The sequence below is a fragment of the Bradyrhizobium huanghuaihaiense genome, from assembly GCF_025200885.1.
Taxonomy (GTDB): domain Bacteria; phylum Pseudomonadota; class Alphaproteobacteria; order Rhizobiales; family Xanthobacteraceae; genus Bradyrhizobium; species Bradyrhizobium huanghuaihaiense.
Window position 1 is genome coordinate 8935969 of record NZ_CP104172.1, and the last position, 22723, is coordinate 8958691.

General features: G+C 65.7%; 22 protein-coding genes and 1 pseudogene. 6 read left to right on the plus strand and 17 right to left on the minus strand.

Annotated features, from left to right (window positions below):
• Genes phnL through phnG form a run of 6 tightly spaced genes read right to left on the minus strand, consistent with a single transcriptional unit; the run spans position 1 to position 4570 of the window.
• Entirely contained in the window at positions 1 to 699 is a 699-nt protein-coding gene (gene phnL / locus N2603_RS41670) for a phosphonate C-P lyase system protein PhnL (protein WP_260386753.1), read from the minus strand.
• A gap of 8 nt (positions 700 to 707) precedes the next feature.
• Positions 708 to 1505 carry a phosphonate C-P lyase system protein PhnK gene (phnK, locus tag N2603_RS41675; RefSeq protein ID WP_260386754.1) on the minus strand — a complete coding sequence of 266 codons (798 nt, stop codon included), beginning with the start codon at positions 1503 to 1505 and terminating at the stop codon, positions 708 to 710.
• Positions 1498 to 2388, minus strand: a complete 891-nt coding sequence (locus tag N2603_RS41680) for an alpha-D-ribose 1-methylphosphonate 5-phosphate C-P-lyase PhnJ (protein WP_018646371.1) — start codon at positions 2386 to 2388, stop codon at positions 1498 to 1500. The genes phnK and N2603_RS41680 overlap by 8 nt, the downstream gene beginning before the upstream one ends.
• Positions 2385 to 3488 carry a carbon-phosphorus lyase complex subunit gene (locus tag N2603_RS41685; protein ID WP_260386755.1) on the minus strand — a complete coding sequence of 368 codons (1104 nt, stop codon included), beginning with the start codon at positions 3486 to 3488 and terminating at the stop codon, positions 2385 to 2387. The genes N2603_RS41680 and N2603_RS41685 overlap by 4 nt, the downstream gene beginning before the upstream one ends.
• Positions 3489 to 3492: 4 nt before the next feature.
• Entirely contained in the window at positions 3493 to 4101 is a 609-nt protein-coding gene (gene phnH / locus N2603_RS41690; protein ID WP_260386756.1) for a phosphonate C-P lyase system protein PhnH, read from the minus strand.
• Between the two features lie 4 nt (positions 4102 to 4105).
• A complete protein-coding gene (phnG, locus tag N2603_RS41695) occupies positions 4106 to 4570 on the minus strand; it encodes a phosphonate C-P lyase system protein PhnG (RefSeq protein ID WP_260424406.1) in 465 nt (154 codons plus the stop codon).
• A 118-nt stretch (positions 4571 to 4688) separates the two neighbouring features.
• Here phnG and phnF point away from each other — a divergent pair, with 118 nt between their 5' ends.
• Entirely contained in the window at positions 4689 to 5417 is a 729-nt protein-coding gene (phnF, locus tag N2603_RS41700; protein ID WP_260386757.1) for a phosphonate metabolism transcriptional regulator PhnF, read from the plus strand.
• A gap of 128 nt (positions 5418 to 5545) precedes the next feature.
• Here the strand turns inward: phnF and phnE (N2603_RS41705) are convergent, their stop codons facing one another.
• The 4 genes from phnE (N2603_RS41705) to phnC form a co-directional block, all read right to left on the minus strand.
• Entirely contained in the window at positions 5546 to 6361 is an 816-nt protein-coding gene (gene phnE / locus N2603_RS41705; protein WP_260424407.1) for a phosphonate ABC transporter, permease protein PhnE, read from the minus strand.
• Between the two features lie 26 nt (positions 6362 to 6387).
• Positions 6388 to 7272: a phosphonate ABC transporter, permease protein PhnE gene (gene phnE, locus N2603_RS41710; protein ID WP_260386758.1), complete on the minus strand. Its 885-nt coding sequence runs from the start codon at positions 7270 to 7272 to the stop codon at positions 6388 to 6390.
• Between the two features lie 79 nt (positions 7273 to 7351).
• Complete coding sequence (gene phnD / locus N2603_RS41715; RefSeq protein ID WP_260386759.1) at positions 7352 to 8287, minus strand: phosphonate ABC transporter substrate-binding protein; 936 nt, start codon at positions 8285 to 8287, stop codon at positions 7352 to 7354.
• A gap of 65 nt (positions 8288 to 8352) precedes the next feature.
• Entirely contained in the window at positions 8353 to 9162 is an 810-nt protein-coding gene (gene phnC, locus N2603_RS41720; protein ID WP_018646363.1) for a phosphonate ABC transporter ATP-binding protein, read from the minus strand.
• A gap of 175 nt (positions 9163 to 9337) precedes the next feature.
• On the opposite strand from phnC, the gene N2603_RS41725 reads away from it, so the two are divergent.
• From N2603_RS41725 to N2603_RS41735, 3 genes are read left to right on the plus strand one after another with little or no spacing between them, the layout of a single operon-like run.
• Positions 9338 to 10000: an LbetaH domain-containing protein gene (locus N2603_RS41725; protein WP_260386760.1), complete on the plus strand. Its 663-nt coding sequence runs from the start codon at positions 9338 to 9340 to the stop codon at positions 9998 to 10000.
• Positions 9997 to 11190 (plus strand): alpha-D-ribose 1-methylphosphonate 5-triphosphate diphosphatase, encoded by a 1194-nt coding sequence (locus N2603_RS41730; RefSeq protein ID WP_260386761.1) that lies wholly within the window; start codon positions 9997 to 9999, stop codon positions 11188 to 11190. The genes N2603_RS41725 and N2603_RS41730 overlap by 4 nt, the downstream gene beginning before the upstream one ends.
• Before the next feature lie 18 nt (positions 11191 to 11208).
• Positions 11209 to 11907 carry a DUF1045 domain-containing protein gene (locus N2603_RS41735; RefSeq protein ID WP_260386762.1) on the plus strand — a complete coding sequence of 233 codons (699 nt, stop codon included), beginning with the start codon at positions 11209 to 11211 and terminating at the stop codon, positions 11905 to 11907.
• A 154-nt stretch (positions 11908 to 12061) separates the two neighbouring features.
• Here the strand turns inward: N2603_RS41735 and N2603_RS41740 are convergent, their stop codons facing one another.
• From N2603_RS41740 to N2603_RS41770, 7 genes are all read right to left on the minus strand, one after another.
• Positions 12062 to 12670, minus strand: a complete 609-nt coding sequence (locus tag N2603_RS41740) for a hypothetical protein (RefSeq protein WP_260424408.1) — start codon at positions 12668 to 12670, stop codon at positions 12062 to 12064.
• 83 nt (positions 12671 to 12753) lie between these two features.
• The gene (locus N2603_RS41745) at positions 12754 to 14154 is read right to left on the minus strand and encodes a selenium-binding family protein (protein WP_260386763.1); all 1401 of its coding nucleotides are present in this window, start codon (positions 14152 to 14154) and stop codon (positions 12754 to 12756) included.
• A 285-nt stretch (positions 14155 to 14439) separates the two neighbouring features.
• Positions 14440 to 15378 (minus strand): dihydrodipicolinate synthase family protein, encoded by a 939-nt coding sequence (locus N2603_RS41750; RefSeq protein WP_260386764.1) that lies wholly within the window; start codon positions 15376 to 15378, stop codon positions 14440 to 14442.
• A gap of 124 nt (positions 15379 to 15502) precedes the next feature.
• On the minus strand, positions 15503 to 17584 hold the full coding sequence (locus tag N2603_RS41755) for a methyl-accepting chemotaxis protein (protein WP_260386765.1): 2082 nt from the start codon (positions 17582 to 17584) through the stop codon (positions 15503 to 15505).
• 121 nt (positions 17585 to 17705) lie between these two features.
• Positions 17706 to 18476 carry an enoyl-CoA hydratase gene (locus tag N2603_RS41760; RefSeq protein ID WP_260386766.1) on the minus strand — a complete coding sequence of 257 codons (771 nt, stop codon included), beginning with the start codon at positions 18474 to 18476 and terminating at the stop codon, positions 17706 to 17708.
• 10 nt (positions 18477 to 18486) lie between these two features.
• Complete coding sequence (locus N2603_RS41765) at positions 18487 to 18936, minus strand: MarR family winged helix-turn-helix transcriptional regulator (RefSeq protein ID WP_260386767.1); 450 nt, start codon at positions 18934 to 18936, stop codon at positions 18487 to 18489.
• A 47-nt stretch (positions 18937 to 18983) separates the two neighbouring features.
• Positions 18984 to 19649: a TetR/AcrR family transcriptional regulator gene (locus N2603_RS41770; RefSeq protein WP_260386768.1), complete on the minus strand. Its 666-nt coding sequence runs from the start codon at positions 19647 to 19649 to the stop codon at positions 18984 to 18986.
• A 90-nt stretch (positions 19650 to 19739) separates the two neighbouring features.
• On the opposite strand from N2603_RS41770, the pseudogene N2603_RS41775 reads away from it, so the two are divergent.
• Both N2603_RS41775 and N2603_RS41780 read left to right on the plus strand, forming a co-directional pair.
• Positions 19740 to 20990, plus strand: a pseudogene (locus tag N2603_RS41775) (HlyD family secretion protein).
• Positions 20932 to 22554 carry an MDR family MFS transporter gene (locus N2603_RS41780; RefSeq protein WP_425248960.1) on the plus strand — a complete coding sequence of 541 codons (1623 nt, stop codon included), beginning with the start codon at positions 20932 to 20934 and terminating at the stop codon, positions 22552 to 22554. The pseudogene N2603_RS41775 and the gene N2603_RS41780 overlap by 59 nt, the downstream one beginning before the upstream one ends.
• The last annotated feature ends 169 nt before the right edge of the window (positions 22555 to 22723 follow it).

Genomic DNA, 22723 nt, shown 5'->3' on the forward strand with positions numbered 1-22723 from the left:
TCAGGCGGCGGCGGCAAAGCTGGTGACGTCAACGATACGGTCGGCAATCAGATGACGGATTTCGTCGTCATGGACAATGGCCACCATGGCAACGCCCTGGCGTTTCTTCTCGGCAACCAGCTCGACCACCACAGTGCGGTTGGCGGCATCGAGCGATGCGGTCGGCTCGTCCAGCAGCAGGATCGGCAGGTCGGAGATGAAGCCGCGCGCGATGTTCACGCGCTGCTGCTCGCCGCCGGAGAAGGTCGCGGGCGGAAGCTGCCAGAGCCGCTCTGGGATGTTGAGACGATGCAGCAGGCTGCCGGCGCGAGCTTGCGCATCGGCGCGAGCCATGCCGTTGACGATCAGCGGCTCGGCGACGACGTCGATAGTCGCAACCCGCGGCACCGCGCGCAGGAACTGGCTGACATAGCCGATGGTGGCGCGGCGGATATTGAGGACCTGCCGCGGCTCCGCGGTGGCGAGATCGACCACTGCGCCGCGGTGGCGGATGCCGATGCGGCCGCTATCGCAGCGGTAATTGCCGAAGATCATCTTCAGGATCGAGGATTTGCCGGCGCCCGAGGGTCCAGAGAGCACGACGCATTCGCCGGGGTTGACGTCGAAGGTCACGCCGCTGACGACGGGCAGCTCGATGCCGCCCTGCAGGTGCATCGTAAAGGTCTTGCCGGCGTCGGTGATGTCGATCATGGCGGTCATTGGAATGCTCATGGCGGCAAAATCGAGGAGACGAGGAGTTGCGTATACGGCTCGCGCGGATCGTCGAGCACCTGGTCGGTGAGGCCGGTCTCGATGACGCGGCCGCCCTTCATCACCATCACACGGTGCGACAAGAGGCGCGCCACCGCGAGATCGTGGGTGACGATGATGACGGCGAGGTTCAGCTCGGCGACGAGGCTGCGCAGGAGGTCGAGCAGGCGGGCCTGCACCGATACGTCAAGGCCGCCGGTCGGCTCGTCCATGAACACAAGCCGCGGTTCGGTGACGAGGTTGCGTGCGATCTGGAGGCGCTGGCGCATGCCGCCGGAATAGGTGCGCGGCGCATCGTCGATGCGCGCGGTATCGATCTCGACGCGGGTGAGCCAGTCGGACGCGGTGTCGCGGATTCGGCCGTAGTGATTCCAGCCGACCGCCATCAGCCGCTCGCCGACATTGGCCCCGGCCGAGACCGCCATGCGCAGGCCCTGCGCGGGATCCTGATGGACAAAACCCCAATCGGTGCGGAACAGGAAGCGCCGCTCGGCTTCGCCCAGCGTCGCGAGGTCGCGGGTGACGCCGTCGCGCATGCGATACGAGACATGGCCCGCGCTCGGCGCAAGCTGGCCCGACAGCATTTGCAGCAGCGTCGACTTCCCCGAGCCGGATTCGCCGACGATCGCCAGCACCTCGCCCGGATAGAGCGAGAACGACACCTCGCGGCAGGCGGCGATGCGGCCGAACGACTTGCTCAAGGACTCGGCGACCAACAGCGGCTGGTCGTTGTCGGACGTATCGAGATCAACCATGTGAGCCCGCCTTCTCCTTGTACGGCGCGGCGCTGAGGCTGCCGTGATGGCCGGCGGCCTGACGTCCCTCGCAATAGTCGGTGTCCGAGCAGACGAACATGCGCCCGCCCTTGTCGTCGGTGACGATCTCGTCGAGGTAGGAGTTTTCCGCGCCGCACAGCGCGCAGGGCGCATTGAAGCGGTAGGGCTCGAACGGGTGGTCCTCGAAATCGAGCGACACCACCTGCGTGTAAGGCGGAATCGCATAGATGCGCTTCTCGCGGCCGGCGCCGAACAATTGCAGCGCCGGGCAATTGTCCATCTTGGGGTTGTCGAACTTCGGCGTCGGCGACGGGTCCATCACGTAGCGCGCGTTGACCTTGACCGGATAGGCGTAGGCTGTGGCGATGTGGCCGAAGCGGGCGATGTCCTCATAGAGCTTCACATGCATCAGGCCGTACTCGGCGAGCGCATGCATGCGCCGCGTCTCGGTCTCGCGCGGCTCGAGGAAGCGCAGGGGTTCCGGGATCGGCACCTGATAGACCAGCACCTGATTTGCGTGCAGCGCCGTCTCCGGGATGCGGTGACGGGTCTGGATAACCGTTGCCTCGTCCGTCGCCGTCGTCGTCGCAACGCCGGCGGTCTTGGCGAAGAACTTGCGGATCGAGATCGCATTGGTGGTGTCGTCGGAGCCCTGGTCGATCACCTTCAGCACGTCCTGGGGTCCGAGGATCGCGGCCGTCACCTGCACGCCGCCGGTGCCCCAGCCATAGGGCATCGGCATCTCGCGGCTGGCGAACGGCACCTGATAGCCGGGGATCGCGATCGCCTTCAGGATCGCGCGGCGGATCATCCGCTTGGTCTGCTCGTCGAGATAGGCGAAGTTGTAGGCGGGCGCGTTCATTCCGCGGCCTCCTTCATGGCATCGGGCGCATTGGCCTCGGCAAACTCCTGACGCAGCTTGCGCAGCAGGCCGAGCTCGGACTGGAAGTCGACATAGTGCGGCAGCTTCAGGTGCTCGACGAAGCCGGTCGCCTGGACGTTGTCGGAATGCGACATCACGAATTCCTCGTCTTGCGCGGGGGCGAGCGCCTCTTCGCCGAGCTCGCGAGCACGCAGCGCGCGATCGACCAGCGCCATCGACATGGTCTTGCGCTCACTCTGGCCGAAGGCGAGGCCATAGCCGCGGGTGAAGCATGGCGCTTCCGTCGCAGAACCCTTGAACTGGTTGACCATCTGGCACTCGGTGAGCTCGATCGCGCCGAGCGGCACGGCGAAGCCGACGTCCTCGGCCGCGAATTCGACCTCGACCTCACCAAAGCGAATCTCGCCGACGAAGGGATGGTTGCGGCCATAGCCGCGCTGCGTGGAGTAGCCCATCGCGAGCAGAAAGCCTTCGTCACCACGCGCAAGGTTTTGCAGGCGCAGGTCGCGGTCGGCCGGAAAATTCAGCGGCTCGCGGGTGAGATCGCCGACGGCGGCGCCGTCCTCTGCCTCCGGCGAGGATTCAATCAGCCCGTCGCGGCCGAGAATGTCGGTGACGCGCGGTGTCGGCGCGGTGGAGGCTTCAGCCGCCGCCGGCACCTCCGGCACAAACCCTTCGGCGAGCGAGGGATCGAGCAGACGGTGCGTGTAGTCGAAGGTCGGCCCGAGGATCTGGCCGCCGGGAATGTCCTTGAAGGTCGCCGACACCCGACGCTGCACCCGCATGGCGCCGGTGTCGACCGGCTCGCTGGTGCCGAAGCGCGGCAGGGTGGCGCGGAAGGCGCGGACCAGGAAGATCGCCTCGATCAAATCGCCGCGTGCCTGCTTGATCGCGAGCGCCGCAAGCTCGCGGTCATAGAGCGAGCCCTCGCTCATGACGCGATCGACCGCGAGGCCGAGCTGCTCCGAGATCTGGTCGAGCGAGATTTCCGCAACGCCCTGATCGCCGCGCCGCTTATGTGCGAGCAGGCGATGGGCGTTCTCGATGGCGCGTTCGCCGCCTTTGACTGCGACATACATGCTTCTAGCTTCCCTTGCTCACGACGCGCGTGGTGCGCGGGATCGCGACCACGGCGTCATCGGCGACCAGCACCACGTCGATGCCGCGCGGAAACAGCGCTTCGTTCATACGCAGGCGCTCGAACAGGTCGAAAGGCTTGATCGACGCATGCAGCGCCGCCACCCCGTCGATGCCGGGGCCGCGCAACTCGAAGCTGCGCCCGGAGTTCAGGCTGTCGACCTGGATGATCACCGTGGTCGAGCGGTCCGGATACTCGCTCGTGCCGAGCGCGAAGCGCTCGAGCGCGGGCAGCGCACCGCCGTCGCTGATGAGCGCAAATGAAGCGACCGATGAATCCTGCACGACCGGCGCGCCGGTGTGGAATTTGAGCCACTTCGTCACGTCCGAGCTTTCCGCCATCCGCGCATCGAGCCAGAGCGGCGTGTCGTGGTCGAACAGCGTCAGTGCGATCGCCGCGGTGCCCCGCATCATCACGCCGGGCGCTCCGGCCATCGGCACGATGCGCTGGACCGAGCCCGGCCGCGCCATCGCGTCCATGACCGAACGAAAGGTCGATTGCGCCGACAGCACCTTGTCGGCGAAGCCTGGCGGCAGTTCCGCAATCGTGGTCATGATCTCACCCCTCACCGCGCACCATGGTGTAGAAATCAACCTTCGTCGCGGCGGTCTCTTCCGCCGCCCGCGTCCGCCTGACCATAAGCTGCTCGCGCAACGGCGCGATAACGCTGCGCTCGACGGCTGCACCGAAATCACGGGACTGCACCAGCGCGTCGCACAGCGCGATCAGCCGCGCCTTTTCACCGTCGCGTCCGAGCGTGTAGCCGAAACCAACCTCGCCGCTCGCAAGCCGCACCGCCGCGCGCGACACCGTGGCCTCGCCGAGATTGAACGGGGCGCCGTCGCCGCCGACCCGGCCACGCAGCATCACGAGACCGTTCTCCGGCGCACGCAGATCCTGATGAGCCGGCAGAGCGAGATCGCGGAGGCGAGCGGCGATCTCGCCCGCCTCCGCGTGCGCCAGCACGGCCATGGCGGCCTTGCGCTGGGCTTGCTGGGTATTGTGCTGGGTCACCGGATCCACCGAGCCTTGACAGAACTTGCCGAATTGAAGTTGTCTATGATAATAGACAACTTCATACGGGAGCGCCATGACTGTTTCGTGACAAAGGTGTGATTTCTGGGCTAGCTTGGCCGACGACATGAGCATGCAGGACACAGCCTCTTCGGGCGTCGCGCTGTGGCGCCTCGTTGCCGACGGCATCGAGCGCGGCATCGCCGACGGCCGCTTCGCCGCCGGCGACAAGCTGCCGGGCGAGATGGAGATCGCCGAAACCTATCGCGTGAACCGCCACACCGTGCGCCGCGCGCTCGCGGCCCTTGCCGAGCGGGGCCTGGTGCGCGCCGAGCGCGGCAGCGGAACCTATGTGGAGGCACAGAAGCTCGCTTATCCCTTGCGCTCGCGCACGCGCTTTTCCGAGATCGTCGGCGCCGAGGGCCGCGAGCCGCATGGCCGGCCGATCGAGGCGACCAATGACGTCGCGACGCGTGAGCTGGCGCGGGAGCTGGGACTGAAGACCGGTGCGCCGCTCGTGCGGATCGAGGCGATCCGCCTCGCCGATCGCACGCCCATCTGCGTCTCCACGACCTGGCTGTCAGCCGAATTGTTTCCGGGCGCAGGCGAGGTGTTTGCCGCGACGCGCTCGATGACCAAGCTGCTCGAGCATTACGGCGTCCGCGACTATCGCCGCGGCGCGACCCGGATCACCGCCGGCATCGTCGATGCCACCGACGCCGCGCGGCTCGATCTGCCGCTGGGGCGGCCGATCCTCGTGGTCGATGCCACCGACCACGATCTCGCCGGCAAGCCGCTGGTGACGAAGCATTCGCGGTTCGCCGCGGAGCGGGTGGAGTTCCTGGTGGAATCGTAGGGGGCTCTCCTCCACGAAACCGGGGCCGTAGGGTGGGCAAAGGCGCACTTCGCGCCGTGCCCACGAACTTTCTCGATCGTTAGAAGTGGTGGGCACGCTTCGCTTTGCCCACCCAACGGCACCTGTGATCAGGCGACGGCCCTTCGCCCAATGATCGCAAAGCGCAGCTTGCCCGAGATGAAATCGATCGCGGCGACGGCGACCAGGATCATCAGGATCAGGAACGACACCTTCTGCCATTCCAGCACGCGGATCTGCTCGGCGAGCTGGAGGCCGATGCCGCCGGCGCCGACGATGCCGATGATGGTGGCCGAGCGCGTGTTCGATTCGATGAAATAGAGCACCTGGCCGGCGATCACGGGCAGGACCTGCGGCAACAGGCCGAAGCGGATCTCGTGCAGCGCGCTGCCGCCGGAAGCGCGGATGCCTTCGACCTGCTTCTGGTCGGCGCCCTCGATCGCCTCCGAGAACAGTTTTCCGAACGCGCCGAAATCCGACACGGCGATGGCGAGCACGCCGGCGAACGGGCCGAGGCCGACGACGTTGATCCAGACCAGCGCCCAGATCAGCGTGTCGACACCGCGGATCGAATCGAGGAAGCGGCGGATCGGGAAGCGCAGGATGTTGGACGGCACGATGTTGCGCGCCGCCAGCAGGCTCACCGGCAGTGCAAACACCGCCGCCAGCGTGGTGCCGAGCAGCGCGATCGAGAGCGTCTCGCCCAGCGCCTTCAGGTAGATCGGCAGCGAGGAGCCTGGATCCGGCGGGATCATCATCAGGCTGATCCAGCCGAGCTGGCTGAGGCCGGCGAAGAAGCGCGACGGGGAGAAATCGAGATCGACGAGACCATAAATCAGGATCGCGAACGCCGCGACGATCATCGCGGGCATCGCGAGCCGCGCCGAGGCCGGGCGGTCGAACACATCGGGGTAGCGGGCGCGCATCTGGCGCGGATCGACCTCCTGCGGCGTCACGTCCGCGCCTCCTTGCCGAACAGGCGGCCGCGCAGCCAGCCGGTGGTGATGTCGATGATGAAGACGGTGACGATGATGGTGAGCAGGATGGCGCTGACGTCGGAGTAGTAGAACTTGCGAATGGCGACGACGAGCTCCTGGCCGATGCCGCCGGCGCCGACGAAGCCCATCACGGAGGCTTCGCGGACGTTGATCTCGAAGCGCAGCAGGGCGTAGCTGGCATAGCCCGCAGTCACCTGCGGCACGATGGCAAAACGCATGCAGGAAAGCCAGCTGGCCCCTGTCGAGCGAATGCCCTCGACCGGCTTCATGTCGGCATTCTCGACGATCTCCGAGAACAGTTTTCCGAGCGCGCCGGTGGAGTGGATTGCAATCGCCAGCACGCCCGCCATTGGCCCCAGGCCGAAGGCAATCACAAAGACCAGGGCGAACACGATGCCGGGGACGGTGCGGGCGAATTCGAGCAGGCGCCGCACCGTGAAGCGCAGCCAGGGTGACGGCGAGGTGTTTTCAGCCGCGAAGAAGTTGAGGGCGAAGGCGAAGGTCGCGCCGATCAGCGTGCCGACATAGCTGATGAGCAGCGTCTCACCCAGCATCTTCAGCCATTTGCGCCAGCCCCACAGCCACTCGCCGACATCGGTCCAGACCCGCTGGCCGCTGTCGAGCGTGAGGATGCGGTCGAAATAGCTGACGAAGTTGCCGAAATAGGTGAACAGCGTGCGCAGATTCACTTCGGCGCCGATCGCGGCGAGAACCAGCGCGGCGGCAAAGATCGCGGCTCCCACCAGGAGACGAAGCCGCCTGCGCGAGACCGCCTGACGATAGGCGGCGTTCAGCGCGGCCAGTTGCTGCTCGGGGAGGATGGAAACCGCGACGGTCATCTGGTCAGGGCGCGTGGTGGTTCAAGAAAGAGAAAGAGCCGGGTCCATCGACCCGGCTCGAGTAGCTCGTCCCAAAAGCTCAGGACGCCTTCTTCTTACGCAGTGCATCGACGAACTTGATCAGCTCGATCGTGCCATCCCAGTCCTTGGTGGTGGCGGGATGAAAACCCTTCTTCTGGCCGTCGGAGAGACGGTCGAACGCCGCCTTGTCCTTGGCCGGCGCATCGAAGAACGCCTTGGCGATGGCGGCCTTGGCATCTTCCGGCAGGTCGGCATTGTAGGCATAGGGGCCGTTGATGATCGGCGCCGACTTGTGGATGATGCGGAAGTCGTCCTTCTTCATCGCCGAACCATCGGCGTTCTTCAGCATGCCCTTGGTCAGCATCTGAGCCAGCGTGGAATCGTCGTCGCTGGTCCACTGGTTGGCGGCGACGTCGACCGTGCCCTGCGCCAGCGCCAGCATCGCGTTCTCGTGGCTGCCGGTGAACACGACCTTGCTGAAATAGCCGTCGGCATCCGGGATGCCCATCTTGTCGAGCTCGAAGCGCGGCACGTTGTTGCCAGAGGTCGAGTTCGGGTCGACGAGACCGAGGTTCTTGCCCTTGAGGTCATCGACCTTCTTGTAGGCGCTGCTCGCCTTGACGAAGAACACCGAATAGTAGCCGGTCGAGCCGTCGGCGTTGATGTCGTTGGCGAAGGCGTCGGTCTTGACGCCGGTCAGGCGGGCGCGCGCGAACGAGGCCGAGCCGTAGCTGGCGATGTGGATGTTGCCGGCGCGCTGGCCTTCGATGACCGCGGCGTAGTCGTTGGCGATGCGCAGCGTGACCTTCACGCCCAGCTCCTTGGAGAGATAGCTCACGAACGGCGCCCAGCGCTCGGTGACGCCCGAGGCGTTCTCGGCCGGGACGACGGCGAAGGTCAGCTCGGAATATTTGGCCTTCCAGTCCTCGGCGGACGCGGAGGCGGTGAAGGCGAGCGCGGCGGCGCCGGCAAGGATTAATCTGCGAGTGATCATGATACCCTCTTCATCGGTTGGGGTCGGTTGACGCAAAACTGGCAATTGAACAGGTGCGACGCGGCTCAGGCGGCCGCGGCGGTTCCGAGCGCCGGCACGCCCTCGGGCGCCGGGACAGGCATGCCGCCCATGACGTCGGCGGCTTCGAGATCGTAGAGCTCGCGCGCGACGTGATCGGTCAGCGCGGACGGTGCGCCGTCGAACACCACGCGGCCGGCGGCCATGCCGATCAGGCGGTCGCAATAGGTGCGGGCGAGATCGAGCGAATGCAGGTTACAGAGCACGGTGATACCGAAGTGCTTGTTGATGCGCAGCAGCGCGTCCATCACGATCTTGGTGTTGCGCGGATCGAGCGAGGCGATCGGCTCATCGGCGAGGATGATGTCGGGCTGCTGCACCAGCGCGCGGGCGATCGCGACGCGCTGCTGCTGACCGCCGGAGAGCTGGTCGGCGCGCTGGGCGGCGAGCGAGGCAATGTCGAACTGCTCGAGCGCGGACATCGCCAGCGCCTTGTCCTGCTCGGGCCAGATCTGCGACAGCGAGCGCCAGGCCGGCATCGTCGCCAGCCGTCCCATCAGGACGTTGGTGAGAACGTCGAGCCGGCCAACCAGGTTGAACTGCTGGAAGATCATCGCCGAGCGGGCGCGCCACTGACGCAATTCCTTGCCGCGCAGCGCGGTGACGTCGGTGCCGTCGAACAGGATGCGCCCTTGCGTCGGCGTCACCAGGCGGTTGATGGTCCGGAGCAGCGTCGACTTGCCGGCGCCGGAACGTCCGATCACACCGACGAAACCGCCGGGGGAGATTTGAAACGAAGCGTCGTCCACCGCGGCTTTTGCACCAAAGCGGCACGTCAGACCTTCAACCACCAGCATACAGGAGCTCCAGAGTAGCTGGAGCCAACCGCTAACGCCGACGCTTGACACTTGTGTGACACGCACGTTGCGCTGCGGCGATCCTACACACCTCATCCCCTGTCATCGCTGCGTCATGACATTGTCATCAAGCCACTCGAAGAGGAACGCCCGCCCTCGAACGTTCGGACGCAACATGGCCGGCAAGGTGCTTTCGGTCCAACCGACCATCGACGCGTCCGCGAAGCTGCATGAGACCAGGCTCGGCGCGTACACCGAGGTCGGCGCGCGGACGATCCTGCACGAGGTCACGATGGGCGATTACTCCTACGTCGTGAACGATTCGCAGATCACCTACACGACCATCGGAAAATTCTGCTCGATCGCGGCGATGACGCGCATCAATCCCGGCAATCATCCGATGCACCGCGCGACGCAGGCGCATTTCACCTATCGCTCCAGCGCCTATTTCGAAGGCGAGAGCGACGACACCGAGTTCTTCGACTGGCGGCGCCAGCATCACGTTCATATTGGCCACGATGTCTGGATCGGCCATGGCGCGATCGTGCTGCCGGGCCGCAACATCGGCACCGGCGCGGTGATCGCAGCCGGCGCCATCGTCACCAAGGACGTGCCGGCCTACACCATCGTCGCCGGCAATCCGGCGCGGATCGTGCGGCGGCGGTTCTCGGAAGAGATCGCCGGACGGCTCGCAAGGCTCGCCTGGTGGGACTGGGATCACGACAAATTGCGTGAAGCCCTGCCCCATTTCCGCAAGCTCGGGATTGAAGATTTCCTCGCCACGTATGAAGCACGGGCAAGCTCCCCTCGCAGCAGCAAGAAAAGCGCAATCGCGTGACAGACATTTTCCTTGAAGGCGGCCGGGCCCTGATCGGCACCGAGATCGTCGAAACATCGCTGAGCGTCTCTGGTATCGATATTGTCGAGGTGGACGCCTCCGGCGGCCGCGCGCGGCTCGCAATCGATGCGCGCAACCTGCTGGTGCTGCCCGGCATCGTCGATCTGCACGGCGATGCCTTCGAGCGGCAGATGATGCCGCGCGCCGGGGTCGACTTCCCGATCGACGTCGCGCTCGCCGACAGCGACCGGCAGGCCATCAGCAACGGCATCACCACGGTGTTTCACGCCACGACCTGCTCGTGGGAGCCGGGCCTGCGCAGCGCCGACAACGCGCGCGGCCTGATGGAGGCGATCGAGCGGCAGCGCCCGCAATTCGCCGCCGACACCCGCTTCCATCTGCGGCATGAGACCTACAATCTCGACGCGGAGGACGAGATCGCACAATGGCTCAGCGAGGGCCGCGTCGACCTGTTCGCCTTCAACGACCACATGGACGGTACCGTGGCCGACATGGCCAAGCCGCGCAAGCGCAACCGCATGGTGGAGCGCACCGGGCTGTCAGCTGAGGATTTTGACAAGCTGGTCGAGCGCGTGGTCGCACGGGCCGCCGAGGTGCCGGCTTCGGTTTCGAGGCTCGCCGCCGCAGCCCGCGGAGCCGAAGTGCGCATGCTCTCGCATGACGATGCGACGCCGGCGATGCGCCAGGAGTTTCGCGAGCTGGGCGCTGACATCGCGGAATTCCCGATCAACGAAGAGACGGCGCGCGCAGCGGCAAGCCACGGCGATGCCATCGTCTACGGCGCGCCGAACGTCGTGCGCGGCGGCAGCCACACCGGCTGGACCCGGGCATCCGACATGATTGCAAAAGGGCTCTGCTCGGTGCTGGCGTCGGATTACTACTATCCCGCACAGCTGCTCGCCGCCTTCCGTCTCGCCGCCGACGGCGTGCTGCCGCTGACCAAGGCCTGGGATCTGGTCTCCGCCGGCCCCGCACGCGCGACCGGCCTCACCGATCGCGGCCAGCTCGCCGAAGGGCGCCGCGCCGATATTCTGCTGGTCGACGACAGCGTGCCGTTGCGGCCGCGGCTCGTCGCGGTGATCTCAGGCGGAAAGCTCGTGCATCTCACCGATGCGACGCGGCTGCTCAGCGCGGCGGCTGCGCCGCGCGAAGCTATCGTCGCGGCCTAAATTGGTTATGCTGAGGCGATGACAGGTTTTCCCCGCTACGCGATCTATTTTGCCGCCGGCAGCGACAGCGCCCTCTCCCGCTTCGGCGCCGAACTGCTCGGCTATGATGCCTATACCGGTGACGAGCTGCCGTTTCCGCGGCAAGCACTGCATGTCGCACCGGACTGGCGCGACGTCAGCGCCGATCCCCGCAAATATGGCTTTCACGCCACGCTGAAGGCGCCGATGGCGCTGGCGCCTGGCAAGTCCGAAGCCGAGCTGATGGCCGCCTGCGCCGCCTTCACGAGCAAGGCGCGGCCGGTCCCGGTGATCCGCCCCGTCGTCGATGCCATCAGCGGTTTCATCGCCGTCATTCCGGCCGAGCCGGTCGAATCGCTGCAAGACCTCGCCACCGATAGCGTCCGCGACTTCGACGCCTTTCGTGCGCCACTGACGGCGGAAGATCGCGCGCGGCGCAAGCCGGACAAGCTGAGCGAGCGGCAGCGCGACTATCTCGACCGCTGGGGCTATCCTTACGTGATGGAAGAATTCCGCTTCCACATGACGCTGACGGGGCGACTGGATGCGGAGCGGCGCGGGTCGATTCTGCAGATGCTGCGGGAGCGGTTTGCACGCTTGAGGCTCGATGCGCTGACGGTCGACCGCATCGCGCTGTTCAGGCAGGATGACGCCAGGGCGCGCTTTCGCATCATCGGCGAGTGGGCGTTAGTAAGATAGTCAGCACTTCCTCCGTCATTGCGAGGAGCGAAGCGACGAAGCAATCCAGACTGTTTCCAGAAGGAGAGTCTGGATTGCTTCGCGGAGCCTGTCATCGGGCCGCGCTTCGCGCGGACCCGGTGGCTCGCAATGACGTTGGGGAGACATTCTCAGCCTAGCGCCAGCTCGCAAGATTGAAGGCGAGCGCCACCGCGCCGACCAGAACGAGACTGGCCGCCCAGACTGCATCCAGATTGAACCAGCTCCGCGAGACGAACTTCAATCCCAGATGGCGGTACACCAGCCACGCCAGACACCCGCCGGCGCCGACCATGGCGGTCACGTGCACCAGGGACACCAGCACAGCCATCCCCAGACTTGACTTCAAAAGACTTGGCTTCATCAGCGCGCCGGCGGCCTCGTGGCCGGCATCGAGCTCGGAGGCCTGGCAGAGCCCGAGATAGATCGGCACGAGCATCAGCGCGGCGCCGTGCGCAATGGCGACGGCAAACGACCAGAGCGCCAATTGCGTCGGCGGAATTCGTGCCAGCGTGCGCGGATGACGCCGGTCGATCAGCCGATAGACGCCAAAGCCGATGACGAGAAGGCTCGCGCCGATCTGGATCGGACGCTGCCATTCGGCCAGCACGAGCAGGAGCGCGAATGGCAGCAGCACGAGAAGTGTTGCCAGGAGATGCCCCGCCGCCAGGGCCCACAATGCACGGAAGAGCGCGCGCGGGCTCTTGTCCAGGAGCCCGGCCGAAACGGCGAGCGGCCATCCCATGCCCGGATTGACGCCGTGGTAGAGGCCGCTCGCAATAAGCGCGAGCCACAGCCAGCCGAGGGCCGGGCTCGCATGCGTCCAATCTAGACCGACGGGTAGCAAAAGGAGTCCGTCGAACAGTCGCCGCCCTCGAGCCTGATCTGGTGCGCGCGATAGCCGTCCGGGAAGCTCACGAAATAGTCCTTGTCGAGCTCGAGGCCGCCGTTGCGGCCGACATTGGCCATGACCTCCACGCCCGGAACGCCATCGGGATAGAACTGGTCGTCCCAGGTGGAATAGAGTGAATTGGTCCAGTACACGCGCCTGCCGTCGCGGCTGATCTCGACCATCTGCGGACCCGCCGCAAAGGCCTTGCCATTTGGATGCGGGGTGCGGCGCGCTATGCCGCCGATATGGACCGAGCCCGCAAGCTTCGGCTTTCTGGGATCACTGACGTCGTACTGGCGCATCTCACCCGTGCCCCAGCACGAGACATAGAGAAACCGGTCGTCCATCGACAGATCGATGTCGGTCACGAGCGGCGGCACGGCCCCAAATCCCTGAAGCAGTGGCGGGAGCTTCTCCTTGGGCGCGGGTTCGGGAGGGATCGTCGCCGTCTTTTCGGCATGGAATTTTCCACCCTCGCGCCACCAGGTCCAGATCGATGCTTCGAGGTTGGTGGTGTCGACCACGACGCCGACGAAGCCGTACTCGCGAACCGGATCGTGCGCCGGTCGCACCTCCAGCGCCATCTGATGATTGGCCCCGAGGTCGATGGTCTGGACGTTGCGCCGGGCGCGAAGATCCCAGAAGTGGAGACGATGGCCATATTTATTCGACAGCAGATCTTCCGGGACGATCCCGTTCTCGAACTGCGGCGGCAACGCCCATTCGCTGGTCACCATGTAATCGCGCGGCAGATTCCACCAGAAATCATAATGCAGTGTCTGCGGACCACGGTCGATCTCCCATCGTCCAAGGACCTCGAACGTCTCGCAATCCATGATGAAGACGCCTGGCGGTCCGTTGGTGCCGTCCTTACCGCCGCCGCCCAGCGTGCTCACATAGATGCCGTCCGGTCCGCAATGGATGGTATGCGGCCGCGAGTAGCCGGTCTTCTTGAAGACCTCCTCCGGTTCGATGATCTTGTGGATCTTGGCTTGGGTCGGATCGGGCTTGGTATCGATGATGTAGATCCGCGACGAGCGCAGCCCGGGAATGATGAGATAGCGCCGTTCGACGAAGGCGTGTCCGGCGAGAGGCGACAAGGCGGAGGAGCAGGCATTCCAGCCGAAATGATGAAACTCGTCGCCCTTGTTGGGCATCGTCACGGTGTGAACGATCTGGCTATAGGTCGGCGATCCCGGCTTGACGTCGATGACCGCGAGAGCGTCCGGCTTCGAGAAATCCGGACTGAGCAGCAAGGTGTAGGCAAAGTTCTCCGCAGGTGCTTCCATCGCAAGCTTGGGCGATGCGTGAAAGGTCGGATCCGGCCTCATCGTCATGGCACTGCCTCCCTGTTCTATCGGTTCGCTCCAACCTGGCTCGGGATAGCGGCATAATGAAGAAATGTTGCGCGATGTCTTGAGATGCTCCGTGGCCTGGTCGGCAAGCGTACAATATGCCATCGCAGAGCTGCGGGAAACGGCCCGGACCGCGCTAATTCGACGCCTTCGGGCGAAATGGGCGTCCCCCGTCATTGCGAGCGAAGCGAAGCAATCCAGGCTTTTCTCCGCGGAAACAGTCTGGATTGCTTCGTCGCTTCGCTCCTCGCAATGACGGGGAGAGACCTACTTCCCCCACCGCAGCGCCAGCGCATCGCGCTCCTTGGCGAGCTCCAATAGCCCGGCCCGCGTCGCCGGATGCAGCGGCTGCAAGGGATGGCGCACGGCCTCCGATTTGATCACGCCGCCGGCCTGCATCATCACCTTGCAGGCGATCAGGCCGCATTGGCGGTTCTCGTAGTTGATCAGCGGCAGCCAGCGTTCATAGGCGGCTTTCGCCTTTTCGCGGTCGCCGGCGAAATAGGGATCGATGATCTGGCGGATGCCGTCGGGATAGCCGCCGCCGGTCATGGCGCCGGTGGCTCCGGCGTCGAGGTCGGCGAGCAGCGTGATCGCCTCCTCGCCGTCCCAGGGGCCCTCGATGTCCTTGCCGCCCGCTTCGATCAGGCTGCGGAGCTTTGCAGCCGCGCCGGGAACCTCGATCTTGAAATAGCGGATGTTGGAGAATTCGCGCGCCAGCCGCGCCAGCAGCTCGACCGACAGCGGCGTGCCGGCGACCGGCGCATCCTGGATCATGATGGGAATGTTGATCGCGCCCGAAAGCACCTTGAAGAATTCGACGATGCCCTTCTCGGGGACGCGGAAGGTCGCGCCATGATAGGGCGGCATCACCATCACCATGGCAGCACCGGCGGCTTCGGCCTGCTTGCTGCGCGCGGCGCAGACGGCGGAGCTGAAATGGGTGGTGGTGACGATGACGGGAACCCGGCCCGCGACCTGTTCCAGCACCGCATGCATCACGGTCTCGCGCTCGGCATCGGTGAGCACGAACTGCTCGGAGAAGTTGGCGAGAATACAGATTCCGTGCGAGCCGGCGTCGATCATGAAGTCGATGCAGCGACGCTGGCCCTCGAGGTCGAGCTCGCCGCGCTCGTCGAAGATGGTGGGCGCGACCGGGAACACGCCGCGATAGGGGCGCTGGGCCTTGTGTGGGGTGACCGGCATCGAACTCTCCATCCCTGAGGTGTCTTACGTCTGTCGCCGCATACGGGGCGCGGCGGCACACATGTACCCGCCGCGCGGACCGGCGGCAATGGCCGCGCGACGTCAGGATGGAGGATGAGCGAAATTACGCGGTCTTCACCGCGCCGAGGAAACCCTCGACCGCGACGCGGAGACGATCGGCATCGGCCGACATGTTCTTCACGGATTCCGACAGCACCGTGCCGGCGTTGCCGGTCTCCTGGTTGAGCCTCGCGACGCTGCCGATGGTGTCGGTGACCTCGCGGGTGCCTTGGGCGGCCTGCTGGAAATTGCGCGAGATCTCGGTGGTGGCGGCGCGCTGCTGCTCGACGGCGGCGGCAATCGCCGTCATCTTCTCATCGATGCCGCTGATGGCGCCGCCGATGGCGCGGATCGCGGTCACCGCCTGGCCGGTCGCGCCCTGGATCTCCTCGACCTGGCGAGAGATCTCTTCGGTCGCCGTCGCCGTCTGCGCGGCGAGGCTCTTGACCTCGCCGGCGACCACGGCAAAGCCGCGGCCGGCCTCGCCCGCGCGCGCGGCCTCGATGGTGGCGTTCAGGGCCAGCAGGTTGGTCTGGCCGGCGATGGCGTGGATCATCTTCACGACTTCGCTGATGCGGCTCGCGGTCTGGTCGAGGATCTCGACCGTCGCATTGGTCTGCTCGGCCTGCGCCACGGCATCGCGGGCCTCGCGGGCGCTCGACTGCACCTGCGCGGAAATCTCACCGACGGAGGCCGAGAGCTCCTCGGTCGCGGCCGCGATGGTCTCGAGATTGTTGGTGGCCTGCTCGGCCGCGGAGGACACCGCCGCGGTCTGGCTGCTGGATTCCGCAACCAGCGAGCGCACGCCCGTTGCCGTCGTATCGAGCTCCTTGGCCGACGCCGCAACGCTGTGAATGACGGCCTGCACGGTGTCGTCGAAGCTGCGGCACGCCGCATCCACCGTGCCGGAGCGGGCGAGCTGCAGCGCCTGCTGCGATTCGCGCTCCTGGCCGAGACGCTCGGCGGTCGCCGCGCTTTCGCGCAGGCTTTCGAGCGCTGCCGCCATGGTGCCGAACTCGTCGGGATACTTGGACTGCGGAACCGGTGTCGCATAATCGCGCGCGCCGATCCGCGCGATGGCGTCCAGAATGGCGCGCACCGGCCGCATCAGGCGGCTGCGCACCACATAGACGCCGGCCAAGGTCACGGCGAGCGCCAGCAGGAACGCGAGCGATTGCACCACGAGATTGGTGAGGGCCTTGGCCTGGATCGTCTCCGCGCGCGCGATCGACTGGTCGAGGGCCTTGTTCGCGATGGCGACGATGGGCGCGAACGGGGACTGGCACAGCACATTCCATTCCGAGGCGGACATCGCGGGCTTGCCGCTGCCGTCGAAATTCCTGGTGAGGTCGTTGATCTGCTTGAGAACGCCGTCGGTCTTGGCCTTCGCGTCCGACGCAGCCGTCACCAGCTCAGCCGTCACATCGGGCGCAGCCAGCAGCTCCGCCATGCCTGCCCAGCCGGACGTGATGGTGCCATCCCACTGCGCCACCGAGCGCTTCTGGGCGTCGTCGAGCGGCTTGCTGCTGTTGACGTTCGAGCGAAGCGACGAGCAGTGGATGCCATAGCGGTCGCGCACCTGCCAGGCGAAGCGGCGGACCTGGATCATGCGGGCGATGTAGGGATCGTTCATCCAGGCGCGGTTCGACACCGCGGCGGACGCGAGGTTCGCGGTGTCGATGACCTTGGTGACGGCATCGTACCAGGAATTGGTCCGCTCGATCTTGCGCTCGGCGCGCGGACGCTTGGCTTCGTCGTAGAACAGCTGGAACTGCGGCGCGGCGTCGTTCCAGCGCTGCTTCAGCGTGCTGGCGAGCTCATCGCGACGCACGAAATCGACGGTCGCGAGCGCGGCGATGATGCCGTCATAGCCGGACTGCTCGGCCTTCTCGGCCTCGGCGAGTTTTGCCTTGGGATCGTCCTCGCCAAGGATGGCACTCTGGGCGTCGCCGCGATTGTTGCGAAGCGCCAGGACGCCATGGAAGATCGCCTTGTCCGCGGCCGCGAGGCGGGCCGTTTCCAGGCTCTCGCTATAGCGGCCGAAGGCGCCGACCATCTGGATCGCGGTGCTGGTCAGCGCACCGGCAGCCAGGAGCGCCATCAGCACCAGAAGCAGCGTGCTTACCGATTTCTTAAGAATTGCCATGAGCAAGGGGGCCTATTCGTCGATAGCGGCCACCTTGCATCGCGACATGCCAATGTTTCGTTAAGGTTGTAGTCAAATGCCAGCTTTCCGGCCTGCCGCACGTCCACGCGGCCAGGTTCCATTACGCAACCTTCGTGAAATCCGGCGCGCGGCGCTCGGCGAACGCCGTGAAAGCTTCACGTGCCTCGGCCGTGCGCAGGCGCTGCGCGAACTGCTCGCCTTCCGCCTGCATCTGCGCGACCAGCGCTTCGCCGTTGCGCATCAGCTTCTTGGTGGCGGTGAGCGCGCCGGCCGGCTGGCGGGCGAGTCGCTGCGTCAGCGCGAGCGCCTCGGCATCGAGCCTGTCGAGCGGGACGACGCGGTTGGCGAGGCCCCATTCCAGCGCGGCCTTCGCCGGCACGGTCTCGCCGAGCGCGAACATCTCATAGGCGCGCGCATAGCCGATGCGCGCCGGCATCAAGAGGCTGGACGCGGCTTCCGGCACGAGGGCGAGGCTAACGAAGGGCGTCGACAATTGCGCGTTATCGGCGAGCACGACGAGGTCGCAATGCAGCAGCATCGTGGTGCCGACGCCGACAGCGCGGCCCTGCACGGCCGCGACCAGCGGCCGGGTGCAGCGCGCCAGCGACTGGATGAAGCGGATGACATTGCGGCTGCCTTCCGACTTGCCGGATGCGACCGCCGCGAACTCGCCGACATCGTTGCCGGCGGTGAACATGTCGCCCTCGCCCCGGATCAGGATCACGCGGGCGGACGGATCGAACTCGGCGAATTCGATGGTATCGGCGAGCTTGCCGTACATCGCATCGGTCAGCGCGTTCTTCTTGTCGGGGCGCGCCAGCGTAAGTGTGAGAATTCCGTTGTCGTTCTCAACTCGCACATGCTCGGTCATTGCTCTCTCCTTATTCCTCTGGGTCTCTTGGAAACTTGTCCTGAACACTCGTCAGCCAGCGCGCGACGATGTCGATCTCCGCAGCGGTAAATCCGTCCGTCAGCGCCGCGTTGATCCTGGCCGCGTCGGTCTTCGCCTGCGCCAGCGCGGCGCGCCCCTTCGGCGTCAGCCACACGCGAAAAGCGCGTCCGTCCTCGCGATCGGCCCGGCGCTCGACCAGCCTCGCGGCTGCCGTGCGATCCACAAGCCCGGAGATGCCGGCCGGTCCCATGTCGAGCGCTGCGCCCGCCTCGCCCATCAGCACGCCATCCTGCTTGCCGAGGATGAACAGCAGGCCGGCCTGCGCCGGCGTCACCTCGCTCGACGGCTGCGCTGCCATCCAGCGTTGCAACCGGCGTTGCGCGACGTTGAGCAGGTAGATCAGCCGGTGATGCCTCGCCTCGGACGATTTATTTCGCATGCGAAGCATATAACCGAGCGCTGGCCGATTGTCAAAACCTGCCGGAGCTAACTGCCCGACGACGGCCCGCGACAGCCGTCGAGCAGAATTGCGGCGCATACCTTCGCCCGCCTCTCGATCTCCTTGCGCGAGGGCAGTGCAAGGCTGGCGTAGATCGCCGCGCGCTGCGGCGCTGAGACCATCATGCCGATCATCATCCCGGCGGCTTCATCGACGTTATCGAGTGCGATGCGCTTCTTCTTGACTTGATCGCGGAGCCAGCCCGCGAGCGCCGCCGCTGTACGGGCGATGCCGTCCCTGTAGAAATTCGCGGCAAGCTCGGGAAACGTGGCTGACTGCTGCAGCACCATACGCTGCAGCGCCACAACCTCTGGATCGAGCGCGAGATCGGCACAGGCGACAAGCACGGCAGCCAGGCTGGTTTCGATATCGGCCTGGTTGTTGGCCTGAAGATTGACGTCGGACAGCAACCGGTCGAGCCGGTCCGCGCACATCGCCTCGAACAGCGCGGCCTTGCCCGGGAACAGCCGATAGAGAGTCTTGGTGGAGATGCCGGCGCCGCGCGCCAGCTCTTCGGTGCTGGTTGCTGCGTAGCCATCGACGGCGAAGGCGTGCCGTGCCGCCTCGATGACGATCCGCTTCGTCTCGTCGTCGCTGCGTACCGGCGGCCGCCCGCGCGGGCGGCTTTCTGATGACGGTTTTGCCTGAGCCATGTTTTTAGATGATGCCTGTCATTCCATTGACTCTCCCCAAGCTAGTCCTATTTTGGAAATCGTCAAGTTTCCTAATTCAGGGAGCCGGCCATGACCGTGCACACCAACCCGTCCAAGAGTGAAACCATCGTGGTGCCGACCAGCCCGCCCGAAGGCATTCTGCCCCCAGCGCCGGTCCCCGCCCCGCGCCGAAAGCTGAACCTTCGCAAGCTGTTGCTGGCGGGCGTGGCCGCTGCCGCCCTCGCCGGCGCGGGCTGGTACGGCTACGATTACTGGACCGTCGGCCAATACCTCGTCTCCACCGATGACGCCTATGTGAAGGCCGACAACACCACCATCGCGCCGAAGGTCAGCGGCTATCTCGACCGCGTTCTGGTCGGCGATAACGAGCATGTGAAGACCGGCCAGGTGCTGGCCCGGATCGACGACCGCGACTTCCGCGTCGCGCTCGATCAGGCCAAGGCCGACGTGCAGGCGGCGAACGCGACGGTCGTCAGCAAGGAGGCCCAGCTCGAGGTTCAGGAAGCGGTGATCGCAGCCGCGAAGGCGACCATCGATGTCGACACCGCCGCGAAGACCTTCGCCCAGCAGGAGAACAGGCGCTACACGGATCTTGCCAGGACCGGCTATGGCAGCGTGCAGAATGCGCAGCAGGCGCAGGCGCGCGATGCCGGTGCGGACGCCGCGATCGCGCGCGACAACGCCAACCTCGTCTCCGCACAGAAGCAGGTCGATCTCCTCAAGGCCGAGATCGTGCAGGCCAAGGCCGCCGCCGCGCGCGCAGCTGCGGTCCAGCAGCAGGCGGAGCTCAATCTCGGCTACACCACGATCGTCTCGCCAATCGACGGCGTCGTCGGCAACCGCACCTTGCGCGTCGGCCAGTTCGTGCAGGCGGGCACGCAGCTGATGTCGATCGTGCCGGCCACGGGCGCCTATGTAGTCGCCAATTTCAAGGAGACCCAGCTCACCCATGTCCGCGCCGGACAGAGCGTCGAGATCGAGATCGACACGTTCCCGGGCCAGCTCGTGCACGGCCATGTCGATTCCATCGCGCCGGCCAGCGGCTAGGAGTTCGCGCTGCTACCGCCTGACAACGCCACCGGCAATTTCACCAAGATCGTGCAGCGCATTCCCGTGAAGATCGCGCTGGACGCCGAGACCGCGCCCGCGATCGCGCTGCGGCCCGGCATGTCCGTGATCCCGACGATCGCAACGCGCTCAGCGCCGACCGCCCAGGCGGCAGCGACGCCCAAAGCAAAACCTGTTTCCGGAGGGTCGTGCCATGTCAAACAGCCTCTCAATATCGACGCCAGCACAAGCAATTCCGGCCGCGACGCCTGAGCGCGTTGCTGCCGACCCCAATCGGGCCAGCGCCACGATCTGGATCGCCGTGTTCGCGGCGATGATCGGCGCCTTCATGGCCATCCTGAACATCCAGATCACCAACGCCTCGCTGCTCAACATCGAGGGCGGCATCGGCACCGGCGCCGACAACGGATCCTGGATCTCGACGTCCTACCTGATCGGCGAGATCATCGTCATCCCGCTGACCGACTACCTGTCGCGGGTATTCTCGTTCCGCAACATCATGCTGAGCTTCGCGTCGCTGTTCGCCGCGTTCTCGGTCGCCTGTGCCTTCACCCACGACCTGCCCTCGATGATCGCGATGCGCGGTTTTCAGGGCTTCTTCGGCGGCGTGCTGATCCCGATGGCGTTCACGCTGGTCTTCACCAAGCTGCCGAAGGGCCAGCAGCCGATCGGCCTTGCCATGTTCTCGCTCGCGGTGACGTTTGCGCCCGCGATCGGCCCGACCATCGGCGGCTATCTCACCGAGAATTACGGCTGGCAGACCATCTTCTATGTCAACGTGCTGCCCACCGCCATCATGGTGACCATCCTCTTCTTCACCCTGGAGCGCCAGCCGACGAATCTCGGTCTGCTGCGTGAAGGCGACTGGTTCGGCATCGCGACCATGGCGATTGGCCTTGCCTCGCTTCAGGCCGTGCTCGAGGAAGGCAACAAGGACGACTGGTTCGGCTCGCCCTTCATCGTACGGCTCGCAGTCATCGCCGCGATCAGCCTGTCGCTCTTTATCTATATCGAGCTCGTGGTCGAGAAGCCGCTGCTGCGTCTGCGCCTCTTGACGCAGTGGAATTTCGGCATCGGCACGGTCGCGGCGGTGTTCCTCGGCTTCGCGCTGTTCGGCTCGGTCTATCTGCTGCCGGCCTATCTCGGCCAGGTGCAGGGCTACAATGCCGAGCAGATCGGCAACGTGCTGGCCTGGACCGGCCTGCCGCAGCTTTTGCTGATTCCGCTGGTGCCGAAGCTGATGCAGCGTTTCGACGCCCGCTATATCGCAACCGTTGGCCTGCTGCTGTTCGCTGCGAGCTCCTTCCTGAATATCGAGATGTCGCTCGACTATTCCGGCGACCAGTTCTTCATCCCCAACGTGGTGCGTGCCGTGGGCCAGGCCTTGACGCTCGCGCCGCTCTCGGCGCTCAGCCTCGGCAGCGTCGCGCCGCAGGATGCGCCCGCCGCCTCCGGCATCTCCAACATGATGCGCAACCTCGGCGGCGCCATCGGCACCGCGGTGCTGGCGACCATCGTCACCAAGCGCGAGCAGTTCCACTCCAACATCATCGGCCATTCGGTCACGCTCGGCCGCGAGGAGGTCCGTGATCGGATCGCCCAGATGACCAATTACTTCATGGCCCACGGCGTCCCCGACCCCAATGCCGCACGCGAGCAGGCCATCATCGCGCTCGGCAAGACCGTGAAGCGCCAGGCGCTGGTGATGGGCTATTCCGACACCTTTGCCGTGATCGGCGTGGTGCTGGTGCTCGCCGCGATCGCAGTGCTGCTGACGCGGCGGGTGAAGGCGGCGGGTGGAGGTGGTGCGCATTAGGCGCGCTTCCTCTCCCTCTCCCCGTTCTTACGGGGCCGCGACGAACTTCGCTCGCGCTGAGAGGGTCGGGGTGAGGGGCTCTCTCCACACGTGAGATCTATCGAGAGACCTGTACCCCCCCTCACCCGGATTGCGCCGGACGATGCTTCGCATCGCCGGGAGCAATCCG

Coding starts and splice junctions, on each gene's coding strand:
- phnL (WP_260386753.1), bottom strand. CDS start 699: ATGACCGCCATGATCGACATCACCGACGCCGGCAAGACCTTTACGATG.
- phnK (WP_260386754.1), bottom strand. CDS start 1,505: ATGGTTGATCTCGATACGTCCGACAACGACCAGCCGCTGTTGGTCGCC.
- N2603_RS41680 (WP_018646371.1), bottom strand. CDS start 2,388: ATGAACGCGCCCGCCTACAACTTCGCCTATCTCGACGAGCAGACCAAG.
- N2603_RS41685 (WP_260386755.1), bottom strand. CDS start 3,488: ATGTATGTCGCAGTCAAAGGCGGCGAACGCGCCATCGAGAACGCCCAT.
- phnH (WP_260386756.1), bottom strand. CDS start 4,101: ATGACCACGATTGCGGAACTGCCGCCAGGCTTCGCCGACAAGGTGCTG.
- phnF (WP_260386757.1), top strand. CDS start 4,689: ATGAGCATGCAGGACACAGCCTCTTCGGGCGTCGCGCTGTGGCGCCTC.
- phnE (WP_260424407.1), bottom strand. CDS start 6,361: ATGCGCGCCCGCTACCCCGATGTGTTCGACCGCCCGGCCTCGGCGCGG.
- phnE (WP_260386758.1), bottom strand. CDS start 7,272: ATGACCGTCGCGGTTTCCATCCTCCCCGAGCAGCAACTGGCCGCGCTG.
- phnD (WP_260386759.1), bottom strand. CDS start 8,287: ATGATCACTCGCAGATTAATCCTTGCCGGCGCCGCCGCGCTCGCCTTC.
- phnC (WP_018646363.1), bottom strand. CDS start 9,162: ATGCTGGTGGTTGAAGGTCTGACGTGCCGCTTTGGTGCAAAAGCCGCG.
- N2603_RS41725 (WP_260386760.1), top strand. CDS start 9,338: ATGGCCGGCAAGGTGCTTTCGGTCCAACCGACCATCGACGCGTCCGCG.
- N2603_RS41735 (WP_260386762.1), top strand. CDS start 11,209: ATGACAGGTTTTCCCCGCTACGCGATCTATTTTGCCGCCGGCAGCGAC.
- N2603_RS41740 (WP_260424408.1), bottom strand. CDS start 12,670: ATGGGATGGCCGCTCGCCGTTTCGGCCGGGCTCCTGGACAAGAGCCCG.
- N2603_RS41745 (WP_260386763.1), bottom strand. CDS start 14,154: ATGACGATGAGGCCGGATCCGACCTTTCACGCATCGCCCAAGCTTGCG.
- N2603_RS41750 (WP_260386764.1), bottom strand. CDS start 15,378: ATGCCGGTCACCCCACACAAGGCCCAGCGCCCCTATCGCGGCGTGTTC.
- N2603_RS41755 (WP_260386765.1), bottom strand. CDS start 17,584: ATGGCAATTCTTAAGAAATCGGTAAGCACGCTGCTTCTGGTGCTGATG.
- N2603_RS41760 (WP_260386766.1), bottom strand. CDS start 18,476: ATGACCGAGCATGTGCGAGTTGAGAACGACAACGGAATTCTCACACTT.
- N2603_RS41765 (WP_260386767.1), bottom strand. CDS start 18,936: ATGCGAAATAAATCGTCCGAGGCGAGGCATCACCGGCTGATCTACCTG.
- N2603_RS41770 (WP_260386768.1), bottom strand. CDS start 19,649: ATGGCTCAGGCAAAACCGTCATCAGAAAGCCGCCCGCGCGGGCGGCCG.
- N2603_RS41780 (WP_425248960.1), top strand. CDS start 20,932: ATGTCAAACAGCCTCTCAATATCGACGCCAGCACAAGCAATTCCGGCC.